Below are 22,783 nucleotides of genomic sequence, written 5' to 3'. Positions count from 1 at the left end.
GATGGAGACGAATGAGCCAGACAAACGGTAAGCGACGCGACGACACGGCACGCCGCCTCAGGCCGACGGGCGAGGAGGGGGCATGAGTCATCCGCATCCCGAGCTGGGACCGCCCCCACCGCTGCCGGAGAACGGCCTGCGCATCGTGGCCCTGGGAGGCCTGGGGGAGATCGGCCGCAACATGGCGGTCTTCGAGTACGACGGCCGCCTGCTCGTCGTCGACTGCGGCGTGCTGTTCCCCGAGCCCGACCAGCCCGGCGTCGATCTCATCCTGCCCGACTTCGACTACATCCGGGGCCGGCTGGACGACATCGAGGCGGTCGTGCTCACGCACGCGCACGAGGACCACATCGGCGCCGTGCCGTACCTGCTGCGCGAGCGGCGCGACATCCCGCTGGTGGGCTCGCGGCTCACGCTCGGGCTGATCGAGAGCAAGCTGTCGGAGCACCGGATCCAGCCGGTCAAGGTCGAGGTGATCGAGGGGGAGCGGCGCGCGTTCGGGCCGTTCGACTGCGAGTTCGTCTCGGTCAACCACTCGATCCCGGACGCGCTGGCGGTGGCGATCCGAACGCCCGCCGGCATCGTGCTGCACACCGGCGACTTCAAGATGGACCAGCTTCCGCTGGACGGGCGGCTGACCGACCTCGGGGCGTTCGCGCGGCTGGGGTCCGAGGGCGTCGACCTGCTCATGTCGGACTCGACCAACGCCGAGGTGCCGGGATTCGTCACGAGCGAGCGCGAGATCGCGCCGGTCATCGACGACGTCTTCCGCGCGGCCGACAAGCGGATCATCGTCGCCAGCTTCGCCTCGCACATCCACCGCGTGCAGCAGATCATGGACGCGGCGGAGAAGCACGGCCGCAAGGTCGCGCTGATCGGCCGCTCGATGGTGCGCAACATGGGAGTGGCGCGCGACCTCGGCTACCTGAAGGTGCCGGCGGGCCTGCTGGTCGACTCCCGGGAGATCGAGGAGTGGCCGCCGGAGGACGTGGTGCTGATCTGCACCGGCTCCCAGGGTGAGCCGATGGCGGCGCTGTCGCGCATGGCCAACCGTGACCACCCGATCCGCATCGCGGCCGGGGACACGGTGCTGCTGGCCTCGTCGCTGGTCCCGGGCAACGAGACGGCGGTCAACAAGGTCATCAACGGCCTCAACCGGTGGGGCGCCCGCGTCGTCCACAAGGGCAACGCCCGGGTGCACGTGTCCGGTCACGCCGCCGCGGGCGAGCTGCTGTACGTCCTCAACCTCACGAAGCCGTCCAACTTCATGCCGGTGCACGGGGAGTGGCGGCACCTGCGGGCGCACGCCCGCCTGGCGGGGCTGACCGGCGTCCCGGACGAGAACATCGTGATCGCCGACGACGGCGTGGTCGTCGACCTGGTCGACGGCCGGGCGCGGATCACCGGCGCCGTCCCGTGCGGCTACGTGTTCGTCGACGGCACCTCGGTCGGCGACATCACCGACGTGGCCCTCAAGGACCGGCGGATCCTGGGCGACGAAGGGTTCATCTCGGTCGTCGTGGTCGTCGACTCCACGACCGGCAAGCTCACGGGCGGGCCGGAGATCACGGCACGCGGCTCGGGCATCGACCCCGAGGCGTTCGACGCCGTGATCCCGCAGATCGAGGCCGCCCTGCAGGAGGTCGCCGCGGCGGGCGTCGCCGACGACCTGCAACTGCGCCGGACCATCCGCCGTACGGTGGGCCGCTGGGTCAGCGACACCTACCGCCGCCGCCCGATGATCATCCCGGTGGTCGTCGAGGTCTAGCGGATATCCGGTTGTGCTCGGAGACGGGCGTGACATAGCGTCCCGCCCGTGTCCGAGATGAGGGTCGTGTACCGCAAGTACGGCGGATCGCTGCACTGGAACCACCCCGGCCGGCTGCTCGGCGAGGACGAGCACGGCGTCTGGATCGGCTGCCCCGCCGGGATGCTCGCGCGGCGGGGGCACGAGCCGCCCACGGTCTTCGAGTTCGCGTCGGTCATGCTCTTCCCCCGGGACGCGTGGTGGACGGCGGCCTTCAACGCGCGGCCGCACGACCCGGAGATCTACTGCGACGTCAGCACGGTGCCGCAGTGGAGAGACGACGAGGTCACCATGGTCGACCTGGACCTCGACGTGCTGCGCTTCCTGGACGGCCGGGTCCACCTGGACGACGAGGACGAGTTCGCCGATCACCAGGTCACGTACGGGTACCCGGAGGACATCGTCAGCCAGGCGGAGCGGTCGGCCGCCTGGCTGATGGAGGCGGTGGGCGCCGGGGCCGGTCCGTTCGGCGGCGCCCACACGCGCTGGCTGTCGCTCGTCACGTGACGGCCGTCCGGCCGCGCCCCACATGTCGGCTGTCGCTCGTCACGTGACGGCCGTCCGGCCGCGCCCCACATGTCGGCCGTCGCTCGTCACATGACGGTCATCGGACGGCGGCCGGGGCGTCGGCGGGCTCCTCGCGCTCGGGGATGACCGCCGGCACGCCGCGCAGCGCGACCAGCGTGCCGGCCGCGAGGCAGACCAGGACGGCCGCTCCGGTGAGCACGGTGACGTGGAGGGCGTGCACGAACGCCTCCCGGGCGGCCGTGGCGACGGCCCCCGCGGCGTCGCCGGTCAGCCTGGAGGCGGCCGTGAGCGCCCCGGCCAGCGTGTCGCGGGCGGCGTCCCGCACCGGGGCCGGCGTCCCCGGCGGAAGGCGCAGGCCGTCGCGGTAGGCGCCGTTCAGGACCGTGCCGAGGACCGCGATGCCGAGCGCGCCGCCCATCTCGTGGGCCGTCTCGGAGATCGCCCCCGCCGCGCCGGCCCGCTCCTTCGGCACGGACGCGAGGAGCGTGTCGTTGGTGACGGCGAACGTGAACCCCATGCCCACGCCCTGCACGATCATGGCCACCAGCATGTACGGGTACGCGGTGTCCAGGCCGATGCGGCTGAACAGGACGAATCCGACCGCCGTGAGGGCCAGGCCCAGGGAGACCACGCGGGCGCGCCCCCACCGCTGCACGAGCGTCCCGGCAAGCGCCCCGCCCGCGCCGCCGGCGAGGCCGCCCGGCATCCCGGCCAGGCCCGCGACGAGCGGCGTCCAGCCGAGCACGAGCTGGAAGTACTGGGCGAACACCACGGACATGGCCAGCATGGCGAACACCGCGATCAGTTCGGCGCCGACCGACGCGGAGAAGGCCCGCCGCCGGAACAGCCGCACGTCGATGAGCGGCTCGGCCAGCCGCGTCTGCCGCCGGACGAACACCAGCAGGGCGGCGATCCCGACGAGGCCGGACACGACGACCGGCGTCTGGGCGAGTCCGCCCTGGGCTCCCTCCTTCAGCGCGTAGATGAGCCCGAGCACGCCGGCGGCCGACAACGGCACGCTGACCAGGTCGAGGCGGCCGGGACGGGGGTTGCGCGACTCGGGCAGCACGACGATCCCGGCGACCAGGACGACCGCCACCACGGGCAGGTTGACGAGGAAGACCGAGCCCCACCAGAAGCGGTCGAGCAGCGCGCCGCCCACGATCGGCCCGAGCGCGAACCCCACCGCCGAGACGCTGCTCCAGATCCCGACCGCGGTGGTCCGCTCCCTGGCGTCGGTGAAGACGTTGCGGACGAGCGACAGCGTCGAGGGCATGATGGTGGCGCCCGCGACGCCGAGCAGCGCCCGGGCCGCGATGAGGAGCTCCGGGGTGGGGGCGTAGGCCGTCAGCGCGGAGGCGGCGCCGAACGCGGCGGTCCCGGCCAGCAGCAGCCGCTTGCGGCCGATCCGGTCGCCCAGGTTGCCCATGGTGACCAGCAGCGCGGCCAGGGTGAAGCCGTAGATGTCGGCGATCCACAGGAACTGGGTGCCGGACGGCCCGAGGTCCTCGACCAGCTTAGGGAGGGCGAGGTGCAGCACGGTGAGGTCGACGGACAGCAGGAGCACGGACACGCAGGCGATGGCCAGGGTGCCCCATTTGCGGGAGGTGTCGTTCATGCGGCACAGCCTCGGCGGCCCCGCTGACGGCCCGCCCACCGTCCGCTGACGTACGCCCGCCCGGCCGGTCAGCCGTCGAAGGCGGACAGGTGGCCCTCGATGAGGGCGAGCGCCGGCGGCCCGGCGTCCGCGGTCGTCATCCGCGCGCGCGTCGCGGTCAGCGCGCGCCCGTACGCCCGCTCGTAGGCGGCCTCGCCGAGCCGCTCCAGGCACTGGGAGGCGACACGGCGGATGTCGGGGTCGTCCGGGCGCGGGGAGCCGCGCAGCGCGGCGCCGACGCCGAGCAGCCCCGCCGCCCGCCCGGGGTCGCCCTCCAGCAGCGCGACCCCGGCGAACCCCTCGGCCACCCGGGCGGCCATGGCGAGGTTGCGCTCGCCGAGGCCCGTGGTGAGCGCGCGCCGGTGCCAGGCCAGCGCCTCGGCGGCGGCGCCGGACATCTGGGCGGCCCAGCCGAGCGCGAGGTAGACCCGTGACCGGGTCTCCTCGGCGGCGAACCACTCGGCCGTGCACTCGGCGAGCGCGCTCTCGTACCGCCGCCGCGCCTCGGCCGTCTCCCCGCGCAGCCGGGCCAGCTCACCGAGCCCGAGCAGGGCCTCGGCGAGCATCTCGGAGGCGCCGATCCGCCGGGCGAGAGCGGCGGCGCGCTCGTAGTCGGCGCGGGCCTCCGCCACCGCCCCCATCCGCGTGCGGGCGGCGCCGCGGCGGCACAGCGTCTCGGCCACGTCGCTGGTCGCCCCGAGCACCTCGACCAGGTCGAGCGCCTCGTCGGTCAGGGCCACGACCCGGGCGTGGTCGTCGCGCCAGTCGGCGATGTCGGCCAGGGCGGACAGCATCATCGCGGTCAGCCAGCGGTCGCCGACCTCCCGGGCCTCCCGCACGGCCGCGTTGACCGTGTGCTCGGCCTCCACCAGGCGGCCGTCGAACAGCTTGAGGTAGCTGAGGCCGAAGGCGCTGAGCGCCCGGGTCCAGGGATCGGCCGCCATCAGCGCGTACCTGTGCTCCAGTTCCCGCAGCGCCTCCCGCTCCGGCGGGCCCGCCACCATGGCCCGCAGGACCAGCAGGAACGGCTGGCGCGGCATCCCCGGATCGGCGTCCAGCCGCTCGACCGTCTCCGCCAGCCACGCCCCCACCGCCGTCCCCCCGGATCCCCAGGCGGCCACGCAGGCGCACAGGCCGTGCTCCTCCTCCAGCCCGGCGGGCGGCCGCGGCCCGGCGACCACGAGCAGGGCCTCGGCGAGCCCGGCGGCCTCCGAGCGCAGGCCGCGTAGCATCCAGTAGCCGAGCGTGGCCGCCATCAGCCGCAGCCCGCCCTCGACGTCGCCGTCCTCGGCCGCGCGGCGCACCGCCGCGTGCAGGTTGTCGTGCTCGGCGCCCAGCCGCCGCAGCCACTCGACCTGCTCCGGCCCGCGCAGCCGGGAGTCGGCGGCCCGCCCGAGGTCGAGGACGTACGCCCGGTGGGCCTGCCGGAACCGCTTCTCCTCGCCCGCCTCGGCCAGCCGTCCTGCGCAGAAGGCCCGGATCGTCTCCAGCATCCGGTAGCGGCCGTCCACCGCCTCGACGAGAGACTTGTCGACCAGCGAGGCGAGCACGCCGTCGGTGTCCGGGAGCCCGCACACCGCCTCCGCGGCCTCCAGCGTCGCCCCGCCCGCGAAGACGGTCAGCCGCCGCGCCAGCGTGCGCTCGGTCTCGTCGAGCAGGTCCCAGCTCCACTCCACGACCGCGCGCAGCGTGCGGTGCCGCGGCTGGGCCGTGCGGCTGCCCCGCGACAGCACCGAGAACGGGCCGGCCAGCGAGCCGAGACGGGAGGCGATCTCCCCGGCGGGCAGCGAGCGCATCCGGGCCGCGGCCAGCTCGATGGCGAGCGGCAGCCCGTCGAGGGCCGTGCACACGCTCACCACGTCGCGGACCGCGGCGTCGTCCCCGTCCCCGGCGTCCAGACGGAAGTCCGGCCGTACGGCGCGGGCCCGCTCGGCGAACAGTTGTACGGCGGGGGAGGCGAGCGCCGCCTCCACGGGCGCGCCGGGGGGCGGGAGATCCAGGGGCGGCACGGGGTGCAGCCGCTCCCCGGTGATGCCGAGCGCCTCGCGGCTGGTCGCCAGCACCCGCAGCGACGGGCAGGCCCCGAGCAGCCGGTCGGCCAGCCGCGCGGCGTCCTCGACGACGTGTTCGCAGTTGTCGAGAACCAGCAGGGCGGGCCGGGCGGACAGGGCCGCGACCAGCCTGGCGACCGGGTCGGCGGGGGCGGCCGGGCGTCCCGGTCCCGGCCCGGCGGGCAGGCCGCCCTCACGCAGGCCGAGCGCGCCGAGGACGGCGTGCGGGACGTCGGCGCCGTCGCCCAGCGCCGCCAGCTCCACGAAGAAGACGTCGCCGGGGCGGCGGGCGGCGGCTTCGGCGGCCAGCCTCGTCTTCCCCGTGCCGCCCGGGCCGGTCAGCGTGACGAGCCGCGTGTCGGCGAGCAGCGACGCGATCCGGTCGAGGTCGGCGTCACGGCCCACGAGGGGCGTGAGCTGCGCCGGCAGGCAGACGCGGGCGGGGGAGGGGGACAGGGCCGGGTCGCCGCGCAGCACGGCGAGGTGGACGGCCGCCAGCTCGGGCGAGGGGTCGGCGCCCAGCTCCTCGGCGAGCCTGCGGCGTCCGTCCTCGAAGGCGGCCAGCGCCTCCGCCTGGTGCCCCGCGGCGTACAGCGCGCGCATGAGCTGACCCCGGGACCGCTCGCGCAACGGGTGGGCGGCGACCCGCTCGCGCAGCTCCGCGAGAAGGTCGGCGTGGCGGCCGAGCGCGAGCCCCGCGTCGGCGAGGTCCTCGGCGGCCGCGAGCCGCAGATCCTCCAGCCGGGCCGCCTGCGCGGCGGCGAACGGCGCGTCCGTCACGTCGGCGAGCGCGGGCCCGCGCCACAGGCCGAGCGCGTCCCGGAGGAGGGCGGCGGCCGTGGCCTGGTCGCCCGCCGCCAGCGCCCGCCGTCCCTCGGCCGCGAGCCGCTCGAACCTGGACGCGTCGACGTCGTCGGGCTCCACGGCCAGGCGGTAGCCCGCGGGCTCCCGCACCACGAGGTCGCCGAGGTGCCGGCGCAGCCGCGAGACCTGGGCCTGGAGCGCGTTGACGCCCCCGGTGGGCGGCTCGTCGCCGTACAGGCCGTCGATCAGCCGCTCGACGGGGACCGTCCGGCCGGCCCCGAGGGCCAGCAGGGCGAGCAGCGCCCGCAGCCCCGGGCCGCCGGCCGCGACGGGGCGGACGCCGTCGGGACGCGCCTCAGTGGGGCCGAGGATGCCGACACGCATGCCCCTGATTGTCCCTCACCGGAGGACGGCCGCGCGGATGGCGTCCAGCCGGGCGGACGACGCGAGGCCGCCGTGGTACCAGTGGATCTCCGCCGCCCCCGCCGCCCGGTAGGCGTCGGCGAGCCACGACAGCGCCGCCCCGTCCGCCGGGCGCGGCGGCAGGGCGAGGACGTACGCCCCGACGCGCGGGCCGAGCGCGGCGAGCGCCCGCAGGCCGGCCTCGTCCACCTCCGGGGCGTTCCAGCAGTTGCCGACGAGCAGGTCGGCGTCCACTCCGGCGGGGACGGTGGCGAACGGGCCGGTGGCCCAGGGGCCGGCGCTCGCGTGCAGGGCGACCGGCATGCCGGGCCGCGACGAGCGGGCCTGGGCCAGCAGCAGGTCGCGCAGCTCCCCGGCGAGGCCGGTCCGCAGGTCGCGCACGGCGTCCGCGACCTCCCCGAGGGCGTCCTCCACGGAGGCGGGGGAGCCGTCGACGCCCGCCCGCACCCGCGCCCGCAGGTCCGCCGCGTCGAGATTCGCTGACTCGTACCGGTGCGCGCAGGCCGCGCAGAAGCACAGCGACAGCAGCGCGACCTGCGCGGGAGACCAGTCGGCGCCGTCGGTCTTCTCGTGGTGGCCGCCGTGCCGGAAGCCGAGCGCCCCGCAGGCCTCCAGGATCAGCCCGTCCGGCTCGCCCAGCTCGACGATCTCCCGCACCAGCGTCCGGCAGTAGTCGCGCACCTCCTCGTGGGCCGGGCACAGCGCGTACGGGTAGGGCTCGCCGAAGGCGTTCGTGACGACGAGGTCCGGGGCGGCCGAGCCGAGCAGGGTGTTGTGGGTGAGCACGGTCCACGCGTGGACCGGCAGGCCGGCGTCGCGCAGGGCGTCCCTGGCCTCGCCGAACGGATCGCCGGACGCCATCCAGGAAGGCGTGGCCGGCACGAGCCGGGCGCCCTTCCACGCCTCCTCCCGCACCGGGACGTAGCACGCGGAGTGCCGGGCGTCCACGAGCCGGTGGGCCGGGTGCGCGGGGGTCGCGGCCCGCGTCGTGTGGTACGCCGCGGCCAGTGCCACGGCGTCCACGCCGAGCGCCCGCAGCCGGGCGGCGGCCCCCGGGTCCCCGACGATGTCCCAGGGGTAGGCGTAGACGACGTTCACCAGCGTGGCCTCCGGGTGGAGAACGACGGCTCGAAGGTCCGCATGTAGGTGGCGTCGTCGCGCGCCCGGATGCCGCACTTCTCGTACTGCTCGTTCATGACGGCCAGGGCGTCCCGGTCGAGCTCGACGCCGAGGCCCGGGCCGTCCGGCACCGGGACCGCGCCGTCCACGAACCGCAGCGCGCCGGGCGCGACCACGTCCTGCCCGGCCTGCCACGGCGTGTGGGTGTCGCAGGCGTGCGTGATGGCGGGCGTGGCGGCGGCGAGGTGGGTCATCGCCGCCAGGCTGATCCCGAGGTGCGAGTTCGAGTGCATCGACAGCTCGATGCCGAACGCGGCGCAGAGCGTCGCGATGTGCGAGGAGCGCAGCAGCCCGCCCCAGTAGTGGTGGTCGATCAGCAGCACGCCGATGGCGCGGCGCTCGATGGCCGGGGGCAGGTGCCCGGGGGTGACCACGCACATGTTGGTGGCCAGCGGCATCGGCGCCTCGGCCGCGACCCGGGCCATGCCGTCGATGCCCTCGGTGGGGTCCTCCAGGTACTCGAGGACGCCGTCGAGGGCGCGGCCCACCTCGATCGAGGTCTCCACGCTCCAGACCGCGTTGGGGTCGAGACGCAGCGGGTGGCCGGGGAACGCGTCCCGCAGCGCCCGGATGCCGTCGGCCTCCTCCATCGGCGGCAGGACCCCGCCCTTCAGCTTGATGGAGCGGAAGCCGTACCGGTCGACGAACAGGCGGGCCTGCTCGACCAGCCCCTCGGGGTCGAGCGCCGCGCCGAACTCGTCCTCGGCCTCGCCGGGGTGGCCGGCCCACTTGTAGAAGAGGTACGCGCTGTAGGGGACGGCGTCCCTGACCCTGCCGCCGAGGAGGTCGACGACGGGGCGGCCGGCCGCCTTGCCCTTGATGTCGAGGCAGGCCACCTCGAACGGCGAGAACACCCGGTCGACCGTCTTCTCCCGGGTGGCGGCGCCGATGAGCCCGTGCCGGTCGGTCACGACCGCGTCCCCGACCGACCTCGCCACCGCGGCGTACAGGTCGTTGTGGCGGTAGACGTCGAGGCCCAAGAGGGCGGTGGCGGCCCTTCTCACCTCGTCCAGGTGGTCGAGGTCGCCGTAGGTCTCGCCGAGGCCGGTCAGGCCCTCGTCGGTGACGACCTCGACGACGGTGCGCAGGGCCCAGGGCTGGTGGACGCCGGCGGCGTTGAGCAGCGGCGGGTCCCGGAACGCGACCGGGGTGACGGTGATCTCGCGAATCAGCATCCGACGATCTCCAGCCCCCGGTCCATGATCTGCCGCAGCCGCTCGACGTGCTCGGGCGCGGCGTCCAGCAGGGGCGGCCGCACCACTCCGGCGTCGAGGCCGCGCAGCGTCACGCCGGCCTTGATGAGGGCCACGGCGTACCCGGGCACGAGGTCGCGCAGCTCCACGAGCGGCCGGTAGAAGCCGGCGAGCAGCCGCCGGGCCAGGTCGTCGTCCCCCGCCGTGACGGCCTTGTGGAAGGCGAGGGCCACCTCGGGCACGAAGCAGAAGACGGCCGAGGAGTACAGCTGGACGCCGATGCCCCGGTAGGCCTGCACGGTCATCTCGGCCGTGGGCAGCCCGTTGAAGAACGTGAACTCCCGGTCGGTCGACTCCCGTACGGCGAGGATGATCCGCTGGAGGAGGTCGAGGTCGCCGAGCCCGTCCTTGAACCCGATGACGTTCGGCAGCGCGGCCAGGGCGGCGGCGGCCTCGGGGGTGAACCGGGCGTTGCCGCGCTGGTAGACGATCGAGGAGAGCCCGGTCGCGCCGGCCACCTCGGTGAAGTAGCGCACCAGGCCGGTCGGCGGCGCGGTCACCAGGTACGGCGGGAGCAGCAGCAGGCCGTCCGCGCCCGCCCGCTCGGCGGTCTCGGCGCACGCCCGGGCGAACGGCAGCGCGCCGCCCGCTCCGGAGAAGACGGGAACCCGGCCGGCGGTCGCCTCGACCGAGATCCGCACCACCTGCTCGTACTCGTCGAGCCCGAGCGCGTTGAACTCACCCGTGCCGCAGGCCGCGAACACCCCGCCGGCCCCCGCGCTCACGCCGCGCTCGACGTGGACGCGCAGGGCGTCCTCGTCGAGCGTGCCGTCCGCCCTGAACGGGGTCACCGGAAAGAACAGAACACCTTCGAGACGCATGTATCCACTCAATCTTGTTTAGCCCTTCGCCGCACCGGCGGCCCGGGCCGGTCACGAGGGCGGCAGGGAGAACACGGAGTCGGGGGCGGTGGGCGGCGTCCTGTCAGGATTCAAGTATGTGAACAAGAGTCAGCATTGTGAACAGCCTGCCGCAACTGTAAGAATCGGTCCGAACGGTGTCAAGGTCTGCGCGACGGGCGGAGGCGGCGGGCGACGGGGGCGCCGGCGGAACGCGGACGTGAACACGGACGGGTAGCGGGAAGACGGACGGAACACGGCCCCCGCGGGCCGATGTCTGACGGGAGACACATGCGAATTCTCATGACCGGCGCCGCGGGCGGCGTGGGCACCCTGCTGCGGCCGCGGCTCGCCCGGGAGGGGCGGGTCCTGCGCCTGCTCGACGTCACGCCCGTCGAGCCGGGCCCCGGCGAGGAGGCGGTAACCGCCGACATCACCGACGAGGGCGCGATGGCCAAGGCCATGGACGGCGTCGACGCGGTGGTGCACCTCGGCGGGCACAGCGTGGAGCGCCCCTGGGCCGAGATCCTCGAGGTCAACATCAACGGCACGTATGTCGTCCTGGAGTCGGCCCGTAGGGCCGGGGTGCCGCATGTGGTGCTGGCGAGCAGCAACCACGCGGTGGGCTTCCATCCCCGCACGGACGAGGCGGGCGACTACCTGTTCCCCCGCCCGGACACCTTCTACGGCGTCAGCAAGGTCACCAAGGAGGCCCTCGGCTCGCTGTACCACGACCGGTACGGCATGGCCGTGACGTGCCTGCGGATCGGGTCGTGCTTCGAGCGACCGAGGGACCCCCGGATGCTGGCCACCTGGCTGTCCCCCGACGACTGCGCCCGGCTCGTCGAGGCCGCCGTGGCGGCGGACGGCTACCACGTGGTCTGGGGCGTGTCGGCCAACACCCGGCGGTGGTGGTCGCTGGAGGAGGGCCGGGCCATCGGCTACGAGCCCCGGGACGACGCCGAGGTCTTCGCGCAGGACCTGATCGCCCGGCACGGCGAGCCCGACCTGTCCGCGCCGCCCCACACGCTGCTCGGCGGCAAGTTCTGCGGTCCCGAGCTCGACGTCGACAACCTCACCCGGGAGCGCTGAGATGACCGGCCACGCGGACGTGAACGAGGCCGTCGAGCGGGCCGCGGCCGCCGGGGCGCGGTGGCGGGCCACCCCCGCCGAGGAGCGGGTGGGGGTGCTCGAGGGCGTGGGCGACGCGCTGCTGAAGCACGCCGAGGAGCTGTGGCCGGCGGCGCACGCCGAGACCCACCTCGGCGAGGTGCGGCTGCGCGGCGAGATCGCCCGCACCGCGGCGCAGTTCCGGCTGTTCGCCGAGGTGCTCAGGGACGGCGCCCACCTCGACGCCGTCGTCGACCACCCCGACCCCCAGGCCACGCCTCCGCGGCCGGATGTGCGCCGAATGAACCAGCCCCTGGGCGTCGTGGGCGTCTTCTCGGCGAGCAACTTCCCGTTCGCCTTCTCCGTCGCCGGCGGCGACACCGTGTCGGCGCTCGCGGCCGGGTGCCCGGTCGTGGTGAAGGCCCACGAGGGCCACCCGGAGACCTCCGACCTGACCGCCGCCGTCGTACGGCAGGCGCTGCCGGACCCCGACCTGCTCGGGCTGGTGCACGGCTTCGAGGCGGGCGGCGCGCTGGTCCGGCACCCGCTCGTGACCGCGGTGGGCTTCACCGGGTCGATCGCGGGCGGCCGGGCCGTCCAGCGGATGATCGACGAACGGCCGGTGCCCATCCCCTTCTACGGCGAGCTGGGCAGCGTCAACCCCGTGGTGGTGCTGCCGTCGGCCGACCCGGCCGCGGTCGCCTCCGGGTTCGCCGCCTCGCTGACGCTGGGCGTCGGCCAGTTCTGCACCAACCCCGGCCTGGTGTTCGTGCCGGAGGAGGGCGGGTTCGAGCGGGCCATCGGCGCGGCCGTGGCCGCGACCACCGGCGGCCGGATGCTCACGGCCAAGATCCGTGAGGGCTACCTGCGGGGCGTCGGACGGCTGGACGACCGCACGGGCGAGGGCGGCCTGGCCGTCCTGGCGAGCGGCACGGCGGGCGAGGCGGAGGACGCGGTGACGCCGCGGGTGTTCTCCACCGGGCTCGACGCGTTCGCCGGCGGCCTGCCCGAGCTGGGGGAGGAGTGCTTCGGCCCGGCCGCCGTCGTCGTCCGCTACCGCGACGCGGCCGGCCTGCCCGCCGTGCTCGACCGGCTGCCCGGGTCGCTGACCGCGACCGTGCACGCGTCGGACGCCGAGGAGGCCCGCGACCTGGTGCCCTCCCTGCGGCGCCTGGCCGGGCGCCTCATCTGGAACGGATGGCCGACCGGCGTCGCCGTCTGCTGGGCCATGCACCACGGCGGCCCATGGCCCGCCACCACCACGCCCGCCCACACCTCGGTGGGCGCCGCGTCCATCAGGCGCTGGCTCACCCCTGTCGCCTACCAGGACTGGCCGGCCGAGCTGCTCCCGCCCGAGCTGCGCGACGACAACCCCCTCGGCGTCCCCCGCCGCGTCGACGGCCGGCTCGTGCTCTGACAGCCGGGACCGTACGGCGGGCCGGCCGGGCCCGCCGTACGGCCATGGAGGGGTCAGGAGGCCTTGCCGGCGCCCGCGTGGCGGGAGACCTCGCGCCGGACGGACGCCGCGGGGTCGATCCCCGTGTGCAGCGTGGGCGTCCACCCGGCGTCGGCCGCGAAGTCGGGGTCGTGGGCGGCGTTGTAGGCGGCGACCAGGTCGATCGGGCGCACCGCGCCGCCGACCCGCAGGAGGTTGCCGGTGGCGGTCAGGGCGGTGCCGCCCCAGTCGTGGAGCAGGTCGGCCGGGTCGACGCCGCGGCCCAGCCGGAACAGGTTGTCCTGCGCGACGATCTGCGACTGGACGCCGACGCCGAGCGCGTAGACGAACGCCGAGGCGTCCGGGATCTCGTAGTAGTTGTCGTAGACGTGCACCTGCCCGAACCGCACCCGCGGGAGCCGCTGGAGCGTGTTCACGAAGTGGTTGTGGTGCACGGTCACCCTGAGCCTGCCGGAGTCGGCCGCCGGGTTGTTCGTCGACCCGATCAGCATGGTCTTGTCGTGGTCGGCGAACTCGTTCCATGACACGGTCACCAGGTCGGACCCGTTGGTGATGTCGGTCTCCCCGTCGTGGACCTGGTACGGCCGGCCGAAGAGGAGCGGCTGGCGGGAGTCGGGGTTGCCGCCGTCGTCGAAGGTGTTGTGATCGATCCACACGTGGGTGGACCCGGTCACCGAGACGTTGTCGTAGAGGGAGTTCCAGTTGCCCTCGTCGCCGTCCGTGGGGTCCCACTGGGGGAAGCAGTCGGCGGCGTCCTGGAAGTGGATGTCACGGATGATGACGTTGTCGGCCTTGTCCACGTGCAGGTTGATGTGCCGGATCGTGGCGCCGGGAAGGCCGACGATCGTGGTGTCCGAGGGCACCTTCAGCTTCACGTACGCCGTCTGGGCGGCGGCCGAGGCGGCCCGGGCGTCCTCCAGCGGCCCGGACGGCTCGGTGTCCCGTCCCCAGACGGCGGGGTCGTAGGCGGCGAGGTAGCCGTCGAGGGTGTAGCCGCCGGTGGCGAAGTCGGCGCAGGTCCTGTCGACGTCGATGACGCCCTTGACGTAGACGATCCGGGGGCCGGGGGAGGCGAGGGCGGCGACGAGGCCGGCCCGGTCGCTCACCACGTGCACGTTGGCGGCCGGGGCCGCGGCCCCGCCCGTCGTGCCGGTCCCGGCCGAGGCCCACCCGTCGTTCGCGGGCAGCGTCCGCCGCCCGAGGTCGGCGTGCCCGCCGGCGGACGCGTGCGCGGCCGTGGAGAAGGCGGCCGTGGAGAAGGCGGCCGTGGAGAAGGCGGCCGTGGAGAAGGCGGCCGTGGAGAGGGCGGCCGGGGGGAGGGCGGCCGGGGGGAGGGCGGCCGCCAGCGCCAGGGCGGCCGAGACGGCGAGGGCTGTCGTGCGCATGACTGTCTCCGTTCACGCGATCACCAGGCCCGCCCACGTCGCCTCGGGGCCGCGGCGTCAGGCGGGGTCGGGCGATCGCTCCAGGTCGTCGAGGAGGGCGAGGCCGGCGTCGATCGGCTCCGCGAGCCGCCGTGAGGTGCTCGGGGGCGGGGATCGGCGACAGGCCGGCGGACGGGGCCCGCGTCCAGACCACGCAGGCGCACCGCCACCGGAGTCCTCCATCTTCGAGTCGAGACACATGGACGAACAGCATTCATATTCGTGAACACCCGGACCGTACGGCCGGGGGCGAGCCCGGTCAAGACGTGCGCCGAAAACAGGAAGGCGTCCGCTGAAATGTTTCGAAACGGCCACGGCTTATTGACACCTCGCGGGCCGGGGATCACGGTGGAGCCGTCCACGCTTGTGAACTTGGTTCAGAAATGTGACACGAGGAGGTGTGCCGGTGGCGACGACGCGCCACAGGGCGGTGCCCTACCTGCTGATCTCCCCGACGGTGGCGCTCATCGCCGCGTTCCTCGTCTACCCCATCGGCAGCGTGGCGTACTACAGCCTTCAGCACCGCAATCTCACGCGCCCCTGGGCGGACGGCTTCGCCGGGCTCGACAACTTCCGGCAGATGATCTTCGAGGACGAGCTGTTCTGGCACAGCCTGGGCTTCACGGCCGAATGGGTGATCGTGGAGATCGCCCTGCAACTCGTCCTCGGCCTCGCACTGGCGCTCATCGTCCATGAAAGTTTCATCGGCAGGGGGCTCGCGCGGTCGCTCGTCTTCTCCCCGTGGGCGGTCTCGGGGGTGCTGACGACCGGCATCTGGATCCTGCTCTACACCCCCGGCACCGGCGTCCTGCGGTTCCTGGGACGGCCGGAGGCCGCCGTCCTCGGCAACCCGGAGACGGTGTTCCCGGCCGTCGTCGTCGCGGAGCTGTGGCGCGGTGTGCCGTTCTTCGCGATCCTCCTGCTCGCCGGCCTGCAGGGCATCCCTGGCGAGCTGTACGAGGCGGCGTCGGTCGACGGCGCGGGCCGGCTGCGGCGCTTCCGCCACGTCACGCTCCCGCACCTGCGCGACGCGATCGTGCTGGCCACGCTGCTGCGGTCGGTCTGGGAGTTCAACAACGTCGACCTGCTCTACACGCTGACCGGAGGCGGTCCGGCGCAGGTCACCACGACGCTGCCGCTCTACGTCGCACAGCGGGCCGTGGACTCCAAGGACTTCGGGTACGGCTCGGCGCTGACGATGGCGGGCTTCGTGATCCTGCTGTTCTGCTCGATCCTCTACCTCCGGCTCAGCCGGTTCGGGGGTGAACGGTGACCATGAGCGCCGACGTCATGACCCGGCCGCGCTCGCGGGGCTCCCGGACGCTGCCGGCCCGGGCCCGCGGGCGGGGGAGCGACCGGGGCCGGCTGCTGCGCCTGTACGTTCCCCTGGGCCTCTACCTGGTCTTCACCCTCGTGCCGTTCTACTGGATGCTCGTCTTCGCCCTGCGGCCGTCGGGCTCGACCGCCCCCGTGCCGTGGCCGGTCACGTTCGAGCACTTCGCGACCGTGTGGAACGACATCGGCTACGCCGTGTTCTTCCGCAACAGCGTGATCGTCGGCGTCTGGTCGCTACTGGTCACCACCGTCATCGCGGCGATGGGCGGGTACGCGCTGTCCCGGTACCGGTTCCGCGGCCGGACCCTGTTCATAGTCGTCCTGCTGTGCACCCAGTTCGTCCCCGGCGCGATGATGCTCATCCCGCTGTTCACGATCTTCAAGGCGCTGCACCTGATCAACAGCCTGGGCAGCCTGATCCTCGCCGACACCGTGTTCAACCTGCCGCTGTCGATCATCTTGATGAGCGGCTTCGTCTCGGCCGTCCCCTTCTCGGTCGAGGAGGCGGCGATGGTCGACGGGTGCACCCGGCTCCGGGCGTTCCTCGCGGTCGTGCTGCCCCAGCTGCGCCCCGGCCTGATCGCGGTCGGCTCGTTCGCGTTCATCCACACGTGGAACAACTTCCTGTTCGCGCTGATGTTCGTCAGCAGGCAGGACGGCTTCACGATCCCCGTCGGGCTCAGCTACACGATCGGGGAGTACAGCGCCGACTTCGGGGCGCTCGCGGCCGGGGGCGTCGTCGCCGCCCTGCCCGTGGTCTGCGTGTTCGCAGTGGTCCAGCGCTATCTCGTGCACGGCATCAGCGCCGGCGCGGTCAAGGGATAGCACCCCCAGAGATCGCGGAGGAACCATGAAGATGAAGGTGGCCGGGGCGGCCCTCGCCGTCCTCGCCGTCGCCGCCACGGGCTGCGGGTCCGGCTCCGGCCCGGACGGCTCGGGGAAGACGACGATCACGTTCTGGGACAACAACGGGGGCACGCGCACCCCCGTCTACCAGGAGCTGATCAAGCGGTTCGAGAAGGCCAACCCGTCGATCCACGTCGAGTACGTCGGCGTGCCCATCGCCTCGGTCCAGCAGAAGTACGACACCGCGATCGCCGGCGGGGACACCCCCGACGTCGGCGGCGTGACCACCTCCTACCTGGCCAACCTCGTCGGGCAGCAGGCCCTCGAACCGGCCGACGGGTGGCTCGCCAAGAGCGCGGTGAACGGCAGGATCGCCGCTCCCATGCTCGACTCGGTGCGCAGGACCGCGGCGGACGGCAAGCTGTATCTCGTCCCCAACACCTCGAACATGGACGTGGTCTGGTACCTGAAGGACCTGCTGCCGACGCCGCCGCAGACCTGGGACCAGTTCTTCGCCGACGCCGACCGGCTCACCAAGGCCCCCGACCGGTACGGCTACACGATCCGCGGCGGGGCCGGCTCGATCTTCCAGATCCTCGCCGAGATGTACTCCTACTCCGGTGTCACCCAGTTCTTCGACGCCTCCGGCACGAGCACGGTGAACGACCCGAAGAACGTGGAGTTCCTGGCCAGGATGGCGGGGCTGTACAAGAAGGACACCCCCGAGGCCGACGTGACCAACGACTTCCCCAAGATGGTCGCCCAGTTCGGCACCGGCAAGATCGCGATGATGCACCACAACCTCGGGTCGTACAACGACCACGTGAAGGCGCACGGCGCGGACAAGATCGGCGCGTTCGCCCTGCCGGTCGGCCCGTCCGGCAAGCGCACGGTCGTGGCCAACCCGGTCGACGGCTTCGCGGTCTTCAGGAACAGCGAGCACAAGGACGCGGCCTGGAAGTTCGTGGATTTCCTGGTCTCGAAGGAGGCCAACAGCTACTGGAACTCCAAGACCGGCCAGATCCCGGCGAACACCGACGCGCAGCAGGACACGTGGGTGGCCTCGCTGCCGCACCTGAAGACGGCCGTGGACACGCTCGCCGACCCCGGCACCGCCGTCGTCTCGCCGCCCTACTACCTGCCGCAGTTCTCCTCCATCACCAAGGCCGACACCGAGCCGCTCTTCCAGAAGGTGCTGCTCGGCCAGATGAAGCCCCAGGCGTTCCTCGACACGCTGGCGCGGAAGCTGACCGACGCGCAGGCGGAGTGGAAGAAGGCGCACGGCGGGTGACCCACCGACCGGGCCGGTGCGTTCCTGACCACGCACCGGCCCTCCACCCGTGTCCGAGAACTCTCACGAGAAGGGGGTGACCGCGTGGCCGTCGTCGAACGCGTCGCCGTCACGGTCTTCACCACGGTGACCAGGTCCGTCGTCGACGGGCACGGGCACCGGCACCCGGGCCCGCCGCGCGAGGTGCCCGAGGCGCTGCTGTCGATCACCGACAGCGACGGCGCCACCGGTTACTGCCTGACGCAGCCGGACACGGTCCGGGAGGCCGTGGTCGCCGGGCACATCGGGCCGGCCCTGGCCGGCCAGGACTCCCTCGACCGCGAGCGGCTGTGGCACCGCGTCGCCCGGCGGCAGCGCGGCGCCCAGGGCAACCTGTCCGACCGGGCGCTCAGCGCCGCCGACCAGGCGCTGTGGGACCTCGCCGGGCGCACGCTGGGCCTGCCGGTGTGGAAGCTGCTCGGCGGCGCCCGCGCGGAGATCCCGGCGTACGCGAGCACGATGTGCGGCGACGACATCCCTGGCGGGCTGGCGACGCCCGGCGACTACGCCGCCTTCGCCAAGGACCTCGTCGCCCGCGGCTACCGGGGGATCAAGCTGCACACCTGGATGCCGCCCATGCCGTACGGCGTGGACAGGGACATCGCGGCGTGCGCGGCGGTCCGCGACGCGGTGGGCCCCGACGTGGCGCTCATGCTCGACAGCAACCACTGGTACTCCAGGTCCGAGGCGCTGCGGCTCGGCCGGGCTCTCGACGAGCTCGGCTTCGCCTGGTACGAGGAGCCGATGGAGGAGGCCTCGGTCCAGTCGTACCGGTGGCTGGCCGGTCGCCTGAAGACCCCGATCCTCGGCCCGGAGACCTCCTGGGGCAAGCACATGGCCCGCGCCGAGTGGGTGGCCGCGGGCGCCTGCGACATCCTGCGGGTGGGCGTCGTCGGCTCGGGCGGGATCATCCCGGCGCTCAAGGCGGTCCACCTGGCCGAGTCGTTCGGCATGGACTGCGAGATCCACGGCAACGGGTCCGGCGCGCTCGCCGTCATCGGCGCCACCCTGTGCGGCCGGTGGTACGAGCGGGGCCTGCTGCACCCCCACTCCGACTACGACAGCCCGCCGCCGCACCTGCGGTCGATCGTCGACCCGCTGGCCGGCGGCCGGGTGCGGATGCCGGCGGCCCCGGGGCTGGGGGATGATCTCGATCTCGACTACATCGCCGCCCGGAGCGTCGCCGGCTGGGAAACCGGCCCACAATAGGAGGCGGACATGGGGGTCAGGGAGGTACCACATGGCGGAACCCGTGCCGCACGTGAAGTCGGCGCTCCGTACGGTCGAACTGCTCGACTTCTTCGCGCAGTATCCGGGCCTGCACAGCCTCACCGACCTGCAGGGCAAGCTCGGCTACCCGAAGAGCAGCCTGCACGCGCTGCTGCGCACGCTGGTCGACCTCGGCTGGATCGAGACCGACGTGACGGGAACGCTCTACCGCATCGGCATGCGGGCCCTGCTCGTCGGCGCCACCTACATCGACGGCGACCCCGTGGTCCAGCTCGCGCGCGACGCCCTCGACTGGCTGGCCGAGGCCACGGGTGAGACCGTCCACCTGGCCAGGCTCGACCACTTCGACGTGGTCTACCTGGCCACCAGGGCCTCCCGCCACTACCTGCGGCCGTTCTCCCGCGTCGGCCGCCGCCTGCCCGCCAGCACCACCTCGCTCGGCAAGGCCATCCTCGCCTCCCGCGACGAGGCGGAGGTGCGCGGCATGCTCCCCGCCGACCTGCCGTCCCTGACCCGGCACACGATCGTCGACCCCGACCAGCTCCTCGCCGACCTGCGCCGGGTGCGCAAGCGCGGCTACGCCGTCGACCGCGAGGAGAACACCGAGGGCCTGCGCTGCTTCGGGGTGGCCCTGCACATCACCGACCCGCCGCGCGACGCGATCAGCTGCTCGGTGCCGATCCCGCGCCTCACGGCCGAGCGGGAGAAGGACATCGCGGCCTGCCTGCTGGAGGCCCGCGAGCGCATCGAACGGTCGGCCCTGCGGCAGCGCCGCGCCTACTGACGTCCCCCGGGCGGACCGTGCAGCCGGGGGGCCGTCTCCCACCGGCCGCGTCCTCGGCGTACGGCGTTTCTCCCGGACATCTCGGTTCCTCCGGGGTAACTTCGGCATCATGGCCACCCGTACGTCCGGACAGGGGTCCGGCAAGCGCCCCACGCCGCGCGCCGGGTCCCGTACGGCTTCCGCGAAGCGACCCGCCGCGGGCTCCCGCGGCAGGTCCGCGCCGCGATCGGCCGCCCGGCGGCCCGTCGCCACCGGGCAGGACCCGATCAGCTGGGTCTTCCTCATGATCGGCAAGCTCGTCATCGGGCTCTGGCTGCTGCTCGCCCACGGCATCGGCGGGGCCGCCCGCGCGCTCGGGCAGGGGGCGCGGGACCTCGACCCGGCCCACCGCCGCGACGGGGCCGGGCTGGCCGTGCTGGCGGGGGCCGTCGTCGTGGCGGCCATCACCTGGCGGGAGACGAAGACCGGCCTCGCCCAGATCGTCGACGCCGTCGTGCGCGGCTCGCTGGGGTCGCTCACGTGGGCCGTCCCCGTGCTGCTCGCGCTGCTCGCCTGGCGGCTGCTGCGCCACCCCGAGCAGAACGCCGAGACCGGCCGCATGAGCATCGGGTGGACCGCGCTGCTGGCCGGCCTCCTCGGGGTCGTCCACGTGGCCCACGGCACGCCGTACCCCTCGGGCGGGCCGAACGACGGCATGGACAAGGTCTCGGCGGCCGGCGGCATGATCGGCTTCATCGTGTCGGCGCCGCCGTCGAGCATCCTGCCGTCGTTCATCACGATCCCGCTGCTCCTGCTGCTGTCCGGGTTCGGCCTGCTCGTGATCACCGCCACCCCGGTGCACCGCATCCCGGAGCGGCTGGCCGAGATCCAGCACATGCTCTTCCAGCGGCCGGAGGAGGAGTCGCCGGGCAGGCCCGCCGCGCCGCGGAAGCGGCAGAAGAAGCAGGCGGACGGCGGGCGCGAGGTCGGCGACAACGTCAAGCCGTACGACACCCCGGTGCTGTCGGAGAAGGACCACTCGCCGGAAATCGTGCCCGGACTGGTGGACGACGACGAGGCCGAGCCGCCCGCGCCGGAGGCGCAGAAGACCCCGCCGCAGCCGCCGCTGCCGACCCCCGCGCCGCGCAAGGTGGAGCAGCTCGTGCTGTCCGCCCAGGAGGGCCCCTACACGGTGCCCGACCTGACGCTGCTGCGCGCCGGCAGCCAGCCCAAGCCCCAGACCAAGGCCAACACGGTCGTGGTGAACGCGCTGACCAGCGTGCTGGAGCAGTTCGGCATCGACGCGCAGGTGATCGGCTTCACCCGGGGCCCGACCGTGACGCGGTACGAGATCGAGCTGGGCCCGGCCGTCAAGGTCGAGAAGGTCACCGCGCTCACCAAGAACATCGCGTACGCCGTGAAGTCGGCCGACGTGCGGATCCTGTCGCCGATCCCCGGCAAGTCGGCGATCGGCGTCGAGATCCCCAACACGGACAAGGACCTGGTGTCGCTGGGCGACGTGCTGCGGTCCCAGGTGGCCCAGGCCGACCACCACCCGATGATCGTGGGCCTCGGCAAGGACGTCGAGGGACGCACGATCGTGGCCAACCTGGCCAAGATGCCGCACATCCTGATCGCCGGCGCCACCGGCGCGGGCAAGTCGACCTGCATCAACGGCCTGATCTCCTCGATCCTCATGCGGGCCACGCCTGACGAGGTGCGCATGGTGCTGGTCGACCCCAAGCGGGTCGAGCTCACCACGTACGAGGGCATCCCCCACCTGATCACCCCGATCATCACCAACCCGAAGAAGGCCGCCGAGGCCCTCGAATGGGTCGTGGGGGAGATGGACCGCCGGTACGACGACCTGGCGGCCAGCGGCTTCCGGCACGTCGACGACTTCAACAAGGCCGTGCGGGCGGGCAAGCTCGTGCCCCCGCCCGGGAGTGAGCGGGTCTACCAGCCGTACCCGTACCTGCTGGTGATCGTCGACGAGCTGGCCGACCTGATGATGGTCGCGCCCCGGGACGTCGAGGACTCGATCGTCCGGATCACCCAGCTCGCCCGCGCCGCCGGCATCCACCTCGTCATCGCCACCCAGCGGCCGTCGGTCGACGTGGTCACCGGCCTCATCAAGGCCAACGTGCCGTCACGGCTGGCGTTCGCGACGTCCTCGCTCGCCGACTCGCGGGTCATCCTCGACCAGCCGGGCGCCGAGAAGCTGGTCGGGCAGGGCGACTCGCTGTTCCTGCCGATGGGCGCCAGCAAGCCGATGCGCCTGCAGAACGCGTTCATCTCCGAGAAGGAGATCGCCGACGTCGTCGCCCACTGCAAGGCGCAGATGCAGGCCGAGTACCGCGACGACGTGGCCGCGCCGGCCGCGGCGAAGCGGGAGATCGACGAGGAGATCGGCGACGACCTCGACCTGCTGGTGCAGGCGGCCGAGCTGATCGTGTCGACCCAGTTCGGCTCGACCTCGATGCTCCAGCGCAAGCTCCGGGTGGGCTTCGCGAAGGCCGGGCGGCTGATGGACCTGCTCGAGAGCCGCAACGTGGTCGGCCCGAGCGAGGGCTCCAAGGCCCGGGAGGTGATGGTGAAGCCCGACGAGCTGCCCGGCCTCCTCGCCGACCTGCGCGGCGGCGAGTAGCGCCGCCCGCGACCGGCGCGGCCCACCGTCAAGGCGGTGCCGCCGCGGTCCGGGCGCGTGCCGGCGCGGTCCGGGCGGGTGCCGGCGCGGTCCGGGCTGGT

Annotated in this window: 16 protein-coding genes; 10 read left to right on the top strand and 6 right to left on the bottom strand. The window is 73.5% G+C overall.

Features of this window, described 5'->3' with window-relative positions:
- Positions 1-82 precede the first annotated feature (82 nt).
- Positions 83-1,768 (top strand): ribonuclease J, encoded by a 1,686-nt coding sequence (locus MPTA5024_RS11905; protein WP_036322429.1) that lies wholly within the window; start codon positions 83-85, stop codon positions 1,766-1,768.
- Positions 1,769-1,825: 57 nt separating this feature from the next.
- Complete coding sequence (locus MPTA5024_RS11900; RefSeq protein ID WP_036324008.1) at positions 1,826-2,314, top strand: DUF402 domain-containing protein; 489 nt, start codon at positions 1,826-1,828, stop codon at positions 2,312-2,314.
- Between the two features lie 97 nt (positions 2,315-2,411).
- Here the strand turns inward: MPTA5024_RS11900 and MPTA5024_RS11895 are convergent, their stop codons facing one another.
- The 5 genes from MPTA5024_RS11895 to MPTA5024_RS11875 all read right to left on the bottom strand — a co-directional run bounded on the left by MPTA5024_RS11895 (position 2,412) and on the right by MPTA5024_RS11875 (position 10,523).
- A complete protein-coding gene (locus tag MPTA5024_RS11895; RefSeq protein ID WP_036322427.1) occupies positions 2,412-3,953 on the bottom strand; it encodes an MFS transporter in 1,542 nt (513 codons plus the stop codon).
- A gap of 68 nt (positions 3,954-4,021) precedes the next feature.
- Positions 4,022-7,231 (bottom strand): ATP-binding protein, encoded by a 3,210-nt coding sequence (locus tag MPTA5024_RS11890; protein WP_051457960.1) that lies wholly within the window; start codon positions 7,229-7,231, stop codon positions 4,022-4,024.
- A gap of 15 nt (positions 7,232-7,246) precedes the next feature.
- Entirely contained in the window at positions 7,247-8,368 is a 1,122-nt protein-coding gene (locus MPTA5024_RS11885; protein ID WP_036322425.1) for a hypothetical protein, read from the bottom strand.
- Positions 8,365-9,624 carry a glucarate dehydratase family protein gene (locus MPTA5024_RS11880; RefSeq protein ID WP_036322424.1) on the bottom strand — a complete coding sequence of 420 codons (1,260 nt, stop codon included), beginning with the start codon at positions 9,622-9,624 and terminating at the stop codon, positions 8,365-8,367. Before MPTA5024_RS11880 ends, MPTA5024_RS11885 begins: the two co-directional genes overlap by 4 nt.
- Positions 9,618-10,523 carry a 5-dehydro-4-deoxyglucarate dehydratase gene (locus MPTA5024_RS11875; RefSeq protein ID WP_036322422.1) on the bottom strand — a complete coding sequence of 302 codons (906 nt, stop codon included), beginning with the start codon at positions 10,521-10,523 and terminating at the stop codon, positions 9,618-9,620. Before MPTA5024_RS11875 ends, MPTA5024_RS11880 begins: the two co-directional genes overlap by 7 nt.
- Before the next feature lie 309 nt (positions 10,524-10,832).
- Here MPTA5024_RS11875 and MPTA5024_RS11870 point away from each other — a divergent pair, with 309 nt between their 5' ends.
- Both MPTA5024_RS11870 and MPTA5024_RS11865 read left to right on the top strand, forming a co-directional pair.
- The gene (locus MPTA5024_RS11870) at positions 10,833-11,633 is read left to right on the top strand and encodes an NAD-dependent epimerase/dehydratase family protein (protein ID WP_036322420.1); all 801 of its coding nucleotides are present in this window, start codon (positions 10,833-10,835) and stop codon (positions 11,631-11,633) included.
- Position 11,634: 1 nt separating this feature from the next.
- Positions 11,635-13,068, top strand: coding sequence for an aldehyde dehydrogenase (NADP(+)) (locus MPTA5024_RS11865; protein ID WP_036322418.1), 1,434 nt, complete (start codon positions 11,635-11,637; stop codon positions 13,066-13,068).
- A 53-nt stretch (positions 13,069-13,121) separates the two neighbouring features.
- Here the strand turns inward: MPTA5024_RS11865 and MPTA5024_RS11860 are convergent, their stop codons facing one another.
- Positions 13,122-14,492 (bottom strand): pectate lyase family protein, encoded by a 1,371-nt coding sequence (locus MPTA5024_RS11860; RefSeq protein WP_036322417.1) that lies wholly within the window; start codon positions 14,490-14,492, stop codon positions 13,122-13,124.
- Positions 14,493-14,937: 445 nt separating this feature from the next.
- Between MPTA5024_RS11860 and MPTA5024_RS11855 the strand changes: the two genes are divergently transcribed.
- From MPTA5024_RS11855 to MPTA5024_RS11830, 6 genes are all read left to right on the top strand, one after another.
- Positions 14,938-15,804, top strand: a complete 867-nt coding sequence (locus MPTA5024_RS11855; protein ID WP_232326403.1) for a carbohydrate ABC transporter permease — start codon at positions 14,938-14,940, stop codon at positions 15,802-15,804.
- A gap of 2 nt (positions 15,805-15,806) precedes the next feature.
- Positions 15,807-16,691, top strand: coding sequence for a carbohydrate ABC transporter permease (locus tag MPTA5024_RS11850; RefSeq protein ID WP_036322413.1), 885 nt, complete (start codon positions 15,807-15,809; stop codon positions 16,689-16,691).
- A 25-nt stretch (positions 16,692-16,716) separates the two neighbouring features.
- Positions 16,717-18,003 (top strand): ABC transporter substrate-binding protein, encoded by a 1,287-nt coding sequence (locus MPTA5024_RS11845; RefSeq protein WP_036322411.1) that lies wholly within the window; start codon positions 16,717-16,719, stop codon positions 18,001-18,003.
- 84 nt (positions 18,004-18,087) lie between these two features.
- On the top strand, positions 18,088-19,251 hold the full coding sequence (locus MPTA5024_RS11840; protein ID WP_036322410.1) for an enolase C-terminal domain-like protein: 1,164 nt from the start codon (positions 18,088-18,090) through the stop codon (positions 19,249-19,251).
- 31 nt (positions 19,252-19,282) lie between these two features.
- Positions 19,283-20,056: an IclR family transcriptional regulator gene (locus MPTA5024_RS11835; protein WP_036322409.1), complete on the top strand. Its 774-nt coding sequence runs from the start codon at positions 19,283-19,285 to the stop codon at positions 20,054-20,056.
- 109 nt (positions 20,057-20,165) lie between these two features.
- Positions 20,166-22,682: a DNA translocase FtsK gene (locus MPTA5024_RS11830; RefSeq protein ID WP_036322408.1), complete on the top strand. Its 2,517-nt coding sequence runs from the start codon at positions 20,166-20,168 to the stop codon at positions 22,680-22,682.
- Positions 22,683-22,783: the final 101 nt, after the last annotated feature.

Source organism: Microbispora sp. ATCC PTA-5024 (genome assembly GCF_000511135.2).
Classification (GTDB): Bacteria; Actinomycetota; Actinomycetes; order Streptosporangiales; family Streptosporangiaceae; genus Microbispora; species Microbispora corallina.
This window is presented reverse-complemented; position numbering and strand designations above follow the sequence as displayed.